Origin of the sequence: Brevundimonas sp., from assembly GCF_027484365.1 — a bacterium.
Taxonomy (GTDB): Bacteria; Pseudomonadota; Alphaproteobacteria; order Caulobacterales; family Caulobacteraceae; genus Brevundimonas.
Window position 1 is genome coordinate 76,780 of record NZ_JAIXTC010000024.1, and the last position, 13,346, is coordinate 90,125.

Here is a 13,346-nt window from a genome sequence, read left to right on the forward strand (position 1 = left end):
CCATGTTGCCGGTTGACGAGGGGCCAGGCTTCGCGTGTTGACGGACGAATGAGCACAGGGATTCAGATCGGCGACGTCGCCATTCCCGGACGGGTTCTGATGGCGCCCATGACGGGCATCACGGACCTGCCGTTCCGGCTGCTCGCCAGTCGGCTGGGCGCCGCCTATGTGGCGACTGAAATGGTCGCCGCCGCCGAACTGGCTCGCGCCCGGCCCGACGTCGTCCGTCGCGCCGCCGTCGGCGACGGCCTGCCCCTGACCGTCATCCAGCTGGTCGGGCGCGATCCCGCCGCGATGGCCGAGGGCGCCCGCATGGCCGAGGCCGCCGGCGCCGATATCATCGACCTCAACTTCGGCTGCCCGGCCAAGGAGGTCACCGGCTCGGCCTCGGGCTCGGCCCTGATGCGCACGCCCGATCTCGCGGGCCGGATCATGGCCGCGACCGTGGCGGCGACCTCGCGTCCGGTCACGGTCAAGATGCGCCTCGGCTGGGACGACGACACGAAGAACGCGCCGGAACTGGCGAAACGCGCCGAAGACCTCGGCATCAAGGCCGTCACCGTTCATGGCCGAACGCGCCAGCAGTTCTACACCGGCCATGCTGACTGGGACGCCGTCGGGGCGGTGAAAACGGCCGTCTCCATTCCCGTCATCGTCAACGGCGACATCATCACCGCCGAACAGGCTCGCGACGCGCTGGACCAGTCGGGCGCCGACGCCCTGATGCTGGGCCGGGGCGTCTACGGCCGACCCTGGCTGGCCGCCCACCTTGATCGCGCCCTGCGCGACGGGACCGTTCTGGTCGAGCCGGATCGCCGGGAACGGTTCGACATCGTCATCGCCCATATGGCGGCGTCCTGCGACTTCTACGGCGCGGCCCTGGGGCTGCGGATGTTCCGCAAACACCTCGGCTGGTATGTCGAACAGGCGCCCTGGCCCGCCGATCCGGACAGCCGACGGGCGGCCAAGAGCCGGCTGTGTAGGCTGGACACACCCGCCCTCGTGGAAGCCGCCCTCGCCGAACTCTGGGCCTCGCCGCGAGACTCGCTGTATTTCAGCAACTCGGCTGTTGAAATTTCGCCACAGGTGGTCGAAGCTTCAGGCGCATGACGGACACGCCCGACCCGCTTCCGGCTACAGAAGGCGACCCCTCCTTCTGGGGCCGTCTTGAGGCCGGTCGGGCGCGAGCGGCCTTCGGCGCCGCCTATGTCATCGCCTTCCTGATCACCGGCGCGGCCATCTGGCTGGTCGCCGTGGCGCCCGGGGCCAGCGCCGGAGACGACGCCCGCTCGACCGCCAGCCGGGCGGTCCTGTTCATCCTTCTGGCCAATCTGGTCCTGATCGTCGGTCTTGCGACCATTATCGGCGGGCGCGTCATGAGGTTGTCGCAGCGACGGAGGGAAGACCCCGGCGCACGGCTGCACCTGCGGTTCGTGGCCCTGTTCTCGCTCGTCGCGGTCGTTCCCGCGGTGCTGATCGCTCTGGTGTTCGGCCTGCTGGTCAACCGCGGCGTGGACCAGTGGTTCAGCCAGAACGTCCGCTCGGCCGTCGACAACGGCGCCTCCATCGGCAAGGCCTATGTCGCGGACGTCGGCGGCGGGCTGGAACGCGACCTCGGCACCATGGCGAACGAACTGGGCGGCGTGCGCGGCATGTTCGACGACCGCATCCAGTTCTCGGGCGCCCTGACCCAGATCGCCGACTTCTTCGGCTATCCGGCCGTCTACATCCTGAACGGCGAGGGCCAGGTTCTCGCCCAGGGCATCCTGCCCGACGCCCCCGCCTATGTCGCACCGCCCCGCGAGGAGTTCGAGCGGGCCGCCGAGGGCCAGGAGGTTCCGTTCACGGTGACCGAACACCCCGACACCATCCGCGCCCTCTATCCCTTGCCGGACTTTGGCGACGCCTATCTCTATGTCGTTCGCCCCCTGGCGCCCGGTCTCGTGGAGCGGATGCGCAATGGCCTCGACTCGATCGAGTCCTACCGGATCGCCGACGAAAGCCGCGCCCGCATTCAGGCCGCCTTCGCCCTCAGCTATCTGGAGACGGCCCTTCTGGTTCTGGTCGGGGCGGTCTGGCTCGGCATGTCGGCAGCCAGCGCCATCTCGGCCCCGATCGGCCGTCTGGTGAAGGCCGCGGACCAGGTCGCGGCCGGCGATCTGAGTGCCCGCGTCGAGGCCGACGGCGCGCCTGGCGAGATCGCCACCCTGTCCGAGGCCTTCAACCGGATGACCGGCGACCTGCAGGCCCAGCAGGCGGCGCTCAAGACCGCCAGCGACGAGGCCCAGGACCGCAGCCGATTCATCGAGACCGTCCTGTCGGGAGTCAGCGCCGGGGTCATCGGTCTCGACAAACGCGGCAGGATTTCCGCTATAAACGACAGCGCCTTGCAGCTGCTTTCGATCTCCGAGATTGAGGTGCGCGGCAAGGCCCTTGCCGACATTGCCCCCGAGCTCGGCGACCTCGTCCGCCGCGCCGAGGCCCATATCGAGGAGGACCTCGACGTCTCCCGCGAGGGTGAGACCCGACGCCTGCGTGTCCGCATCGAGGGCGGGGTCGGCGGCGAGATGGTGCTGACTTTTGACGACATCACCCGCCTCGTCACGGCCCAGCGCAACGCCGCCTGGCGCGACGTCGCCCGCCGCATAGCCCACGAGATCAAGAATCCCCTGACCCCGATCCAGCTCTCGGCCGAACGGCTGAAGCGCAAATTCCGCCCCGGGATCACCGAGGACATCGAGATCTTCGACCGCTGCACCGACACCATCATCCGGCAGGTCGGCGATATCGGCCGGATGGTCGACGAGTTCTCCTCCTTCGCCCGCATGCCCGCGCCGCGGTTCACGAACGAGAACCCGGCGGAACTGTTGCGCGAGGCCGTCTTCGCCCAGCGCGTCGCAGCGCCCGACCTCATTGTCGAACTGGTCGAGCCCCTGCCGAAGGCGAAGATGAAGGCCGACGGCCGTATGGTCGGACAGGCCCTCGCCAATATCCTCAAGAACGCCGGCGAGGCCGTCGCGGCCCGCCGCCTCGCCACGCCCGCCGGCGAGGACCAGGTCGCCATCATCGCCCGGCTCCAGATCGAGGACGGGATCGCCACCTTCATCATCGAAGACGACGGCAAGGGCTTGCCGGTCCGCGACCGCGATCGCCTGACCGAGCCCTATGTCACCACGCGCGAGAAGGGCACAGGCCTCGGCCTCGCCATCGTCAAGCGCATCTGCGAAGACCATGGCGGCGAGCTGAAACTGTCAGATGCCGACAGCCTCCACGGCGCCAGGATTTGCCTGATCTTCCCCCTCAACCCCACCGGCAAGGCCGGGCGTGAACCGGAGCCTCGCGGCGCCGACGCCCCGGCGGCCGAATAGTAGCGAGGCGTCATGAGATCCACCGGAGCCGACATCCTGGTCGTCGACGACGAGGCCGACATCCGCGACCTGGTCTTGGGCCTGCTCGAGGACGAGGGCCATTCGGTCCGCGTCGCCTCCAGCTCCGAAGAGGCCCTGGCCGGCATCCGCGCCCGCAAGCCCAGCCTGATCGTCCTCGACATCTGGATGCAGGGCGGCGGCATGGACGGGCTTGAGCTGCTCGACCTGGTCAAGACCCTCGACGCCGACCTGCCCGTCGTCATGATCTCGGGCCACGGCAATATCGAAACGGCGGTCAGCGCCCTGAAGCGCGGCGCCTATGACTTCATCGAAAAGCCGTTCAAATCCGACCGCCTTGTGGTCGTCATCGAGCGCGCGCTGGAGTCCGCCCAGCTGAAGCGCGAGAACCGCCGCCTGCGCGCCGTGGCCATGACCCCGACCGGCCTGATCGGTCGCTCCGCCGCGGCCCAGGTCCTGCGCACCACCATCGTCAAGGTCGCCCCGGCCAACAGCCGCGTCCTGATCTCGGGACCTCCGGGCTCGGGCAAGGAGCTGGTCGCGCGCCAGATCCACGAGGCCAGCCCCCGCGCCAAGGGCGAGTTCGTCGCCATCTCGGCCGCGGGCATGACGCCCGAGCGTCTGGATCTGGAACTGTTCGGCGAGGAGGGCCACGACGGCCGTCCGCGCAAGATCGGCGTCTTCGAACGCGCCCATAACGGCACCCTCTATCTCGACGACGTCGGCGACATGCCCCGCGAGAGCCAGAGCCGCATCCTGCGTGTCCTGGTCGAACAGCGCTTCCGTCGCGTCGGCGGCGAACAGGATGTCCAGGTCGATGTCCGCGTGGTCACCTCGACTTCGCGCGACCTGAAGACCGAGATCACCGAGGGCCGGTTCCGCGAGGATCTGTTCCATCGCCTGAACGTCGTACCCATCCGGGTTCCGCCCCTGTCGGAGCGGCGCGAGGACATCGGCGAACTGGTCGAGTATTTCATCGAGACCCTCAGCGTGTCGCAGGGGTTGCCGCGCCGTCGTCTGGGCGATGACGCCATCGCCGTGCTCCAGGTCCACCCCTGGCCTGGCAACGTCCGCCAGCTGCGCAACAACGTGGAACGCCTGCTGATCCTGGCGACCGGCGACCTCAACGACCCGATCTCGGCCGACATGCTGCCTCAGGAAGTGGCCTCGACCAACTCCGGCGGCATGGGCGCAGAGCGCACCATCGCCCTGCCGCTGCGCGAGGCCCGCGAGGTGTTCGAGCGCGAATATCTGGCGGCGCAGATCATGCGCTTCGGCGGAAACATCTCGCGCACGGCCGCCTTCATCGGCATGGAGAGATCGGCCCTGCACAGGAAGCTGAAGTCGCTGGGCGTGTCGCCTTCGCGCGGCGGGGAAGAAGACGAAGGAAGTATCGACTGATGTCGCGGGTCGCCTATGTGAACGGGGTCTATCAGCGCCACTCGGAGGCGACGATCCATGTCGAGGATCGTGGCTTCCAGTTCGCCGACGGCGTCTATGAGGTCTGGTCGGTGTTCGACGGCCGGATGGCCGATTTCGACGGCCACATGACCCGGCTGCACCGCAGCCTGAACGAGCTGCGCATCGACATCCCCATGTCGGTCGAGTCCCTGACGCGGGTGCTCAAGGAAACCATCCGCCGCAACCGGGTCCGCGACGGTATCGTCTATCTGCAGGTCACGCGCGGCACGGCCCGACGCGACCACCCGTTCCCCGCGCCCGGCACCCCGCCCAGCGTCGTGGTGACCTCGAAATCCCTGAGCTCGCGCAAGTCCGACGCCCAGGCCGCCAAGGGCGTCGCCGTCGTCACCCATCCCGACATCCGCTGGGGCCGCTGCGACATCAAGACCGTGGGCTTGCTGCCCAATGTCCTCGCCAAACAGGCGGCCCGCGACAAGGGCGCCTATGAGGCCTGGATGGTCGACGAGATGGGTCTGGTCACCGAGGGCTCCTCGACCAACGCCTGGATCATCGACAAGACCGGAAAGCTGCGGACCCGCGACACCCAGGCCAATATCCTCAAAGGCATCACCCGCACCGCCATCATGGCCATGATCGAGGAGGAGGGGCTCGAACTCGACGAACGCCCCTTCAGCGTCGACGAGGCCAAGGAGGCGAAGGAGGCCTTCTTCACCGCAGCCGGCGCCTTCGTCATGCCCGCCGTCTCGATCGACGGCGTCAGGATCGGCGACGGCAAGCCCGGCCCGGTCGCGACCCGTCTGCGCGCCCGCTATCTCGAAGAGGCGAAGCGCGACTCGGTCTAGCCCGGACTTTCGCACCGCCTGCGGTTGTCGCCCCGGAAATCCATCAGCCGATGAAATCGGTTACCGCGACTGTTGCGACGCGCAAGCGCAGGGGGCTAAGGTGACCGGCCGGGCGTTCGATCCGGAGCCGCGATCTCCCCGACGCGGTGAAAACCAAGAAAGAACAGGATTAACCTGCCATGTCGCAAGACAAGCGTCAGAACCTTCAGGACACCTTCCTCAACTCCGTCCGCAAGACCAAGACCCCGCTGACAATCTTCCTCGTCAACGGCGTAAAGCTGCAGGGCATCGTCACCTGGTTCGATAATTTCTGCGTGCTGCTGCGTCGCGACGGCCAGTCCCAGCTGGTCTACAAACACGCCATCTCGACGATCATGCCGTCTGCCCCCGTGCAGCTGTACGAGCCGGACGCCGACGAGGACTGAGTTCAGTGGCGAGGGGCGAGTGGCGAGTGGCGAGTGGCGAGTGGCGAGTGATGCGCTGACGGGTGTCCGTCACTACATGTGATCGTCGGCGGTATTCCTTGCTCGCCACTCTTCACTCACCACTCGCCACTTGAGAGCCCCCCTGAACTCCAAACTCATCGACCATTCCGTGCCGCTGATCCGCGCGGTCGTCCTCCATCCCGACCTCGGCGAGCGCGCCTCGCGCCCGGCGGAGGAACGTCTGGAGGAGGCCGCCGGCCTCGCCCGCGCCCTGGACCTCGACGTCCGCGCCGAGGAGATCGTGCGCCTTCGCAAGACCACGCCCGCCACCCTGTTCGGGGCCGGAAAGGTCGAGGAACTGGCCGCCCTGATCCGCGCCGCCGAGGCCGAGGCCGCCGTCATCGACTTCGACCTGACCCCGGTGCAGCAGCGCAATCTGGAGAAGGAATGGGACTGCAAGGTCATCGACCGCACCGGCCTGATCCTGGAGATCTTCGGCCGTCGCGCACGGACGAAGGAGGGCAGGCTCCAGGTCGAGCTGGCCCGGCTCGACTATGAGAAGTCCCGCCTTGTCCGCACCTGGACCCACCTGGAGCGCCAGCGCGGCGGCACCGGCTCGACCGGCGGCCCCGGCGAGACCCAGATCGAGCTCGACCGCCGCCTGATCGCCGACCGTATCGTCAAGCTGAAGGGCGAGCTCGAGGAGGTCCGCCGCACGCGCGGCCTGCACCGCAAACAGCGCAAGAAGGCCCCGTTCCCGGCGGTCGCCCTGGTCGGCTACACCAACGCCGGCAAGTCGACCCTGTTCAACCGTCTGACCGGCTCCGAGGTCCTGGCCAGGGACCTGCTGTTCGCCACCCTCGACACCACCCAGCGCACCATCCGCCTGCCGCAGGGCCGCCCGGCCATCATCGCCGACACCGTGGGCTTCATCTCCGACCTGCCGCACGAACTGGTCGAGAGCTTCCGCGCGACGCTTGAAGAGGTGGGCGAGGCCGACCTGATCCTCCACGTCCGCGACATCGCCTCGGCCGACAGCGCGGCCCAGGCGAAGGACGTCGAGGAGGTCCTGAAACAGATCGAGCAACCCGAGGGCAAACCCCGCCGCATCCTTGAAGTCTGGAACAAGACCGACCTGCTGGATCCCGACGCCCGCGAAGAGATCGAGGGCCAGGCCGCCCGCTCGGGCAACGCCTCGGTCGCCGTCTCCGCCTGGACCGGGGAGGGGATCGAGACCCTGCGCCAGGCCATCACCGACCTGATCGACGACGACCCCGAGACCGAACTGGTCCTGCAACCCTCCCAGGGCGAGGCCCTGGCCTGGCTGTATGAGCACGGCCGGGTGACCGCGCGCGACACGGACGCCGAGGGGCGGATGCTGTTGACCGTGCGGCTCGACCCGCAGGCCATGGGACGGTTCGAACGTCAGTTCGGATAGAGCCCGACACCCTCGCCCGGCGGGAGCGGGGCCACCCTCCGGCCGGCGGTCATCGCGCGCCGAACATGAAGGCGCTTGACGTCTCGCGCCCTGAGGATGCTCCCGATTTCAAGTAACGGGGGAAATTCGTGCGGTTAATCAGGAGTGTATCAAAAGTGTCCATTAGACGAGACGCCCCCGTTTGCTAAGCGGCGCCATTCGGTCCGGGGTGGGCCTGACTGGATCCGGTTGGGGGTGGCGACATGTTTCATGGAATTCGGGCGGTTCTGGCCGACCTCGTTCGCGCCGCGGGCTCGGCGGGGGCGGTTCGGCGACTGGCGGTGGCGCTGGCCTTCAGCCTGGTCGCCCTGCCGGCGATGGCCCAGACCTGGACGGCGACACCGAATGTCTCCACCGCAGGGACCTCGAGCAACCCGCAGGTGAAGGTCGACGCCACGGGGGTCGCGACCGCCGTCTGGGAGCAGGCCGGCCGGATCTACGCGTCGCGCAATGCCGGATCGGGCTGGAGCACGCCAGACGATCTGTCCGGTGGCGGTTCGACGGCATCCAAGCCCCAGCTCGCCGTGGACTCCGCGGGTGACGTGACGGCCATCTGGATCAGGGACGTGGGGGGCCAAACCAGCGTTCTGGCGAGACGCTATTCTGCAGGCAGCTGGGGTCAGTTTGCCGTCCTATCCTCCGGCGCCCAGGCTACGCTCGACGCCAGTGTGACGGTCGACAGCAACAATGTGGTCACCGTCGCCTGGTCCCGGTTCAACGGAGCCGTATATGTCGTTCAGGCGTCGCGCTATTCTGCGGGTCAGTGGGGCAGCCCGGTCGATCTGTCGAATGCTGGTGGATCTGCATACAACACCCGGATGGTGGTGGATCGTTTCAATACCGTCATCTTCGTCTGGACCAGGGATAGTGGGACAGAGTTCATCGTTCAGTCCGGGCGTTGGAATGGATCGGTCATCACGGCCCCGATCGATATCTCCAACAATTTCGGATCCGGTGTGCCAGCATATTTCCCCCAGGTGGCGGTGGGCAGCAACAACCGGGTCACCGTCGTTTGGGTGCTCGGACTTCTTGCCGCAAATAACGATGTCATACAGGCGCGGAGCTTTTTGGCCGGATTTGGCTGGCTAGGGATCGCCGATCTGACCGCAGCCGGTCCAAGCGCACGCAGCCCCCAGGTGACGGTGGACAGCGCGAACATCTTTACCGCCGTCTGGACCCGGAACAACATCATCCAGGCGTCTCGTTCTGACGGTCTGACGAACTGGAGCGCCACCCCCTACGATCTGTCGCTCGGGGGCTCCGCAGCGGCGGTTGACCCCCAGGTGACGGTGGATGGGGCGAACGTCGTCACCGCCGTCTGGGCGCGACACAACGGAACGAACAGGATCATTCAGGCGTCGCGCTTTACCGGGACGAGCTGGAGCACCCCGGCCGACCTGTCCACGACCGGCCAGCACGCCGACAACCCCCAGGTGGCCGTGACCTCCGCGGGCGTCGCCACCGCCGTGTGGGCCCGCGCCGGTATCATCCAGGCCTCTCGATTCGGCGCCCCCGCCCCGCCCGCGGCCCCGGTTCCGACCCTGTCCGAATGGGCGATGATCCTGTTCGGTCTGATCCTGGCGAGCGGTGCTGCGGTGATGATCCAGCGACGCCGCCAGGTCGCCTGACCGCCAGCCCCTGAGACCGAACAGGTCCTGCAACCCTCCCGGGACGGGGCTCTGGCCTGACTCCTTGAGCCTGTCCGGGTCGCCGCGCGCGACCCGGACGACGAGGTGCGGATGCCGGCTGACCCTGCGGCTGGCCCGGAAGGTCATGGGGCGGTTCGAGCGGCGGCTTATGGCGCCTCAAGCGGGCGCCCCTGCCGAGACCCGGCCCTTTTCGTTCCGGGACCCCCGCCGATACTGTGAGTCCAAATCCCCGAATCCGTGACCGACCAACTTTATGGTCAGAGTTGTCACCGGTATCAATTTCCTGACGAACCCGACGGGGCCAGGAAATTGAGTAACGTTGTCAGCTATTCGGCCTTCAAGGCTGAGAAGGGGCGGATTGACCCCGTGGTCGCGGACATCATCGACGCCCTGAACGGACTGGGCGGGGCGGCGCACCGCCAGGACGTCGCGAACTGCGTGGCCCGCCGTCGCTCCGGTCGGTATGGTCACCCATCGAAAGCCGAAAGCGACGAGATCTTCGCCGCCTTCGAGACCTACGTCTCGATCACCGCGCGGCGGCGTCCCGCGCCTCTTCTCCACACCCCCCTGGGCCCTGGCTCCTACCGCTGGGCCCTGACCGAGACCTGCAGGGCCTTGTTGGACGACGCTCACGCCAGCCCGGTCGCGGGAAGCGGACGATGACCCCCTCGCACCGGGGCGGTGGGACCCGGATCACGCCTCACGCGCCAGGCGACCGGATCGAACGGCGCGCCTCGCGGGATGTCGTCGTCGAGATCGGTCAGCGATCACGGCGCAGGCGTGTCTCCGGTCAGCGGGGCGGAGGACCGGTGTTCCGCGCCTTCATGCGATGGTTCGAAAAGGAGCCGCTTCGCCTGTGACGTCGTTCCGGCACGAGGAAGAGCCCGCTCCGGGTCACTGGCCTTCATCGCCCGGCGGTTCCGGTTACAGCGGAACGTCCACGGATCTCCGATGCCTCAACGCTCAGCCTTGTTCGGGCTTGTCGATGATGACGCCCGCAAGGCGGAGCTTGCCGACCAGCTGATCGGCCCGGATCATCGATTGATCTCTCATCTCGGTCCAGCGCCCCACGACCACCGGGTTGGTCAGGGCGAGATCGCAGCCATGCCCTTCCCGGACGACCAGACCCGCCGTCTGCAGCTTCAGCACCTGTCGCCGCAGGGTCTCGTGCGGCATTCCGGTGAAACGGGCCAGGTCCGCGATCGTAACGGGGTCCAGTCCCGGCGCCGGTGACAAGCCCTCGGCGGCGCCCGGATCGGCCGGCGGCAATCGCAGACTGGTCCCGACGATATGGCCCAGGGCCAGCAGAACGTAGAGACCGGGAAGTCCGATCGACGGGTGCAGACTTCGGGCGTGGTCGATCCAGCGCAGGACATGGGCGGTGCACAGTCTGACGGCCAGACCGCCCAGGGCCGGGGTCGGCGGTGCCAGCCCGGCCCCGTCCATGCCGCAGGCCCGGACATCGGACAGGCCGGCCGCAAACGCCGCGATCGCGCCGACGAAGGCCCTCATCGCCTGTCCCAGGGGCGGCGATGCCACGGTCGCCGCGCTCAGGATGAAGCCCTCGCCGGCCCTCTGTAGCGTCCCGCTGTCGACCAGCCTGGCCAGCTTGCCCCGCGCGGTCTCGTTGGCGATCCCGAGCGACTGGGCCACGCTCATCGCATTGATCGGTCGCCGCAGTTCGTCCGGCAAGGCACCGCCCTCGGCGATGTGCGCCGTGGCGACCCCCGCCGGCTCGACGTTCGCGCTCAGCACCCCGGCCACCAGCAGGGCCGAGATCAGGTCCTCGTCGATCCATGTCCGCGACGTGTGGATGAAACCCAGTGCGAGGCGCTCATTGAGCCAGGCTACCCGGGCGGCGTCGGTACGGTTCGGCATCAACTCACGGTCAGATCGGTCCTGGCGTCACAAGCGCGGCCAGCGTCGCATTGTGGGATAACGGTCAAGCTTGGGAAACCGAATTCACACGCCGTCCGCTGCGCGCCATAACCTCCGACACACAGATCAACCCCGCCGATCCCGACGGACCCGGCGGAACCACGTGGGACCCTGACCGGCGGGCGTCTCTTGCGGGCGTGACGGCGGCGGGCATCCGCGAGGGGTACGGCATCCCGCGCGGGTTGATGGCTGGCGGCGGAGGGTCCGGGAAGGGGATCGAGACCCTGCGTCGGGCCATCATCGACCTGATCGACGACACCGCGAAACCGAACGGGTGCTGCAACCCTCACGGGGCGAGGCCCTGGCCTGGCTCGACGGACACGGTCGGGTCACGGCGCGGGATACGGATGATCAGGGTCAGATGCTGCTGACCGTGCCGCTTAGTGCGAAAGCGATGGGGCGGTTCGAGCGGCAGTTTGGGTGGGACCCTGAATCCCTCTCCGGTCGGGAGAGGACTTTCGTCGGACCGAAGGTCCGCTTTCCGCCAGGAAGACCGTGTCCGCTCTCGACCCTAATCGGCGGTTTGGACGGTCTGCCTCCGGGAAACAGGGCCGTTGTCCGCCAACCGAGTCGAGGCGTGGACCTCTGAAAAACAATCAAATTCGCCAATGGACTTAGGCTAATCCGGGAGACCTCGCATGGAACGCAGCTTATCCGACCGACACCGGCCCCGCTACCGGGGAGCGGACGAGGCCAACCGTCGTCATGATCCGTGCAACGCGACGGTTCGGGCATTTATTCTGGAGCCATGTAGTCGCGTCTCCGGACGTTTCGGCACAAGGCCGAACGCACGCGCTGAGCGAGCTCTTTTTCCTGGCTCGACCTGTCCTGCACGATCTTGTCGCGCTGCAATAACCGTGGAAAAACGGCGGTTGGCGAGCTGATTGTCTGGCTCGGTCCGAGAACCCGAAGATGTATAGGTCCAAAGTCACTTTCCGGATACAGCAGGCTCAGCAACTGTGTGCCGCGCTGTCCATCGGCGTGGCCATCCTGATGGGGTCCAGTGCCGCCCGGGCCCAGAACGCCTACATCTCGAACGCTGGCTCCGCTGACGTGTCGGTGATCAACACAGCCACCAATGCCGTCGTCGCCACGGTGGCCGTGGGGATGATTCCCCACGGCGTGGCGGTGACCCCCGACGGCACTCGCGCCTATGTCACCAACCTCGGATCCGCCAACGTGTCGGTGATCAACACAGCCACCAATGCCGTCGTCGCCACCGTGGCCGTGGGCACCAATCCCGCCAGCGTGGCTGTGACCCCCGACGGCTCCCGCGCCTATGTCGTGAACAACGTCTCCGACACCGTCTCCGTGATCAACATCGCCACCAATGCCGTCGTCGCAACCGTGGCCGTAGGGACCAGACCCCTCGGCGTGGCTGTGACCCCCGACGGCTCCCGCGCCTATGTCGCAAACTACAGTTCCAACACCGTCTCGGTGATCAACACCGCCACCGATGCCGTCGTCGCTACCGTGGCCGTAGGGACCAGACCCTCCGGCGTGGCTGTGACACCCGACGGCTCCCGCGCCTTTGTCGCGAACGAAGACTCCAACAACGTCTCGGTGATCGATACTGCTACCAATGCTGTCGTCGCCACAGTGGCCGTGGGGTTCGGTCCCTACGCTGTGGCTGTGACCCCCGACGGCTCCCATGCCTATCTCACCAACATTTACTCCGCCGACGTCTCGGTGATCAACACCGCCACCAATGCTGTCGTCGCCACAGTGGCCGTAGGGAACGCTCCCCGCGGCGTGGCTGTGACCCCCGACGGCACCCGCGCCTATGTAGCCAATAGCAACTCCAACACCGTCTCCGTGATCAACACCGCCACCAATGCCGTCGTCGCCACAATGGCCGTGGGGAGCAGTCCACTTAGCCTGGGCCAGTTCATCGGTGCCGCCGCGCCTGCCGCCGTGCCGACGCTTTCGCAGTGGGCGATGATCATCATGGGCCTGATGCTGGCGGGTGGGGCCGCGGTCATGATCCAGCGGCGGCACCAAGACATTTGATCAGACAAACCGACCCGTACTGAACGGCCCTGTCTGGATACAGCAGGGCCGTTTGCGCATCCGGGCAACGTCTCCTTTCCACGGCGGGCTCAACCGGTGAACGCAACACGCTAGCTTTTCTTCGGAGATGGAGCGTGGGCGATGAAGCAGCGGCGGCGGATCTACTATTCGGCGGCTCAGCGGGCTGAAATCTGGGA

10 protein-coding genes are annotated in these 13,346 nt (G+C 67.3%); 9 read left to right on the forward strand and 1 reads right to left on the reverse strand.

Translation table 11 applies throughout. The features are described from left to right. Positions 1–48 precede the first annotated feature (48 nt). The 8 genes from dusB (at position 49) to Q0044_RS13315 (ending at position 9,864) form a co-directional block, all read left to right on the forward strand. On the forward strand, positions 49–1,110 hold the full coding sequence (gene dusB, locus Q0044_RS13280; protein WP_298162879.1) for a tRNA dihydrouridine synthase DusB: 1,062 nt from the start codon (positions 49–51) through the stop codon (positions 1,108–1,110). Beyond that, positions 1,107–3,368 (forward strand): sensor histidine kinase NtrY-like, encoded by a 2,262-nt coding sequence (locus tag Q0044_RS13285; protein ID WP_298162880.1) that lies wholly within the window; start codon positions 1,107–1,109, stop codon positions 3,366–3,368. Before dusB ends, Q0044_RS13285 begins: the two co-directional genes overlap by 4 nt. A gap of 12 nt (positions 3,369–3,380) precedes the next feature. Next, positions 3,381–4,787 (forward strand): nitrogen assimilation response regulator NtrX, encoded by a 1,407-nt coding sequence (gene ntrX, locus Q0044_RS13290; RefSeq protein ID WP_298162881.1) that lies wholly within the window; start codon positions 3,381–3,383, stop codon positions 4,785–4,787. Further along, positions 4,787–5,650: a D-amino-acid transaminase gene (locus Q0044_RS13295; protein ID WP_298162886.1), complete on the forward strand. Its 864-nt coding sequence runs from the start codon at positions 4,787–4,789 to the stop codon at positions 5,648–5,650. Before ntrX ends, Q0044_RS13295 begins: the two co-directional genes overlap by 1 nt. 179 nt (positions 5,651–5,829) lie before the next feature. Next, complete coding sequence (hfq, locus tag Q0044_RS13300; protein WP_131249128.1) at positions 5,830–6,075, forward strand: RNA chaperone Hfq; 246 nt, start codon at positions 5,830–5,832, stop codon at positions 6,073–6,075. A 142-nt stretch (positions 6,076–6,217) separates the two neighbouring features. After that, positions 6,218–7,513, forward strand: a complete 1,296-nt coding sequence (gene hflX, locus Q0044_RS13305) for a GTPase HflX (RefSeq protein ID WP_298162905.1) — start codon at positions 6,218–6,220, stop codon at positions 7,511–7,513. A 242-nt stretch (positions 7,514–7,755) separates the two neighbouring features. Continuing rightward, positions 7,756–9,180, forward strand: a complete 1,425-nt coding sequence (locus Q0044_RS13310) for an IPTL-CTERM sorting domain-containing protein (protein ID WP_298162894.1) — start codon at positions 7,756–7,758, stop codon at positions 9,178–9,180. 330 nt (positions 9,181–9,510) lie between these two features. Further along, a complete protein-coding gene (locus Q0044_RS13315) occupies positions 9,511–9,864 on the forward strand; it encodes a hypothetical protein (protein ID WP_298162896.1) in 354 nt (117 codons plus the stop codon). A 300-nt stretch (positions 9,865–10,164) separates the two neighbouring features. On the opposite strand, the gene Q0044_RS13320 is transcribed toward Q0044_RS13315, so the two are convergent. Beyond that, positions 10,165–11,079: a MarR family transcriptional regulator gene (locus Q0044_RS13320; protein ID WP_298162897.1), complete on the reverse strand. Its 915-nt coding sequence runs from the start codon at positions 11,077–11,079 to the stop codon at positions 10,165–10,167. Positions 11,080–12,051: 972 nt separating this feature from the next. On the opposite strand from Q0044_RS13320, the gene Q0044_RS13325 reads away from it, so the two are divergent. After that, positions 12,052–13,149 (forward strand): IPTL-CTERM sorting domain-containing protein, encoded by a 1,098-nt coding sequence (locus Q0044_RS13325; RefSeq protein ID WP_298162898.1) that lies wholly within the window; start codon positions 12,052–12,054, stop codon positions 13,147–13,149. Positions 13,150–13,346 lie beyond the last annotated feature (197 nt).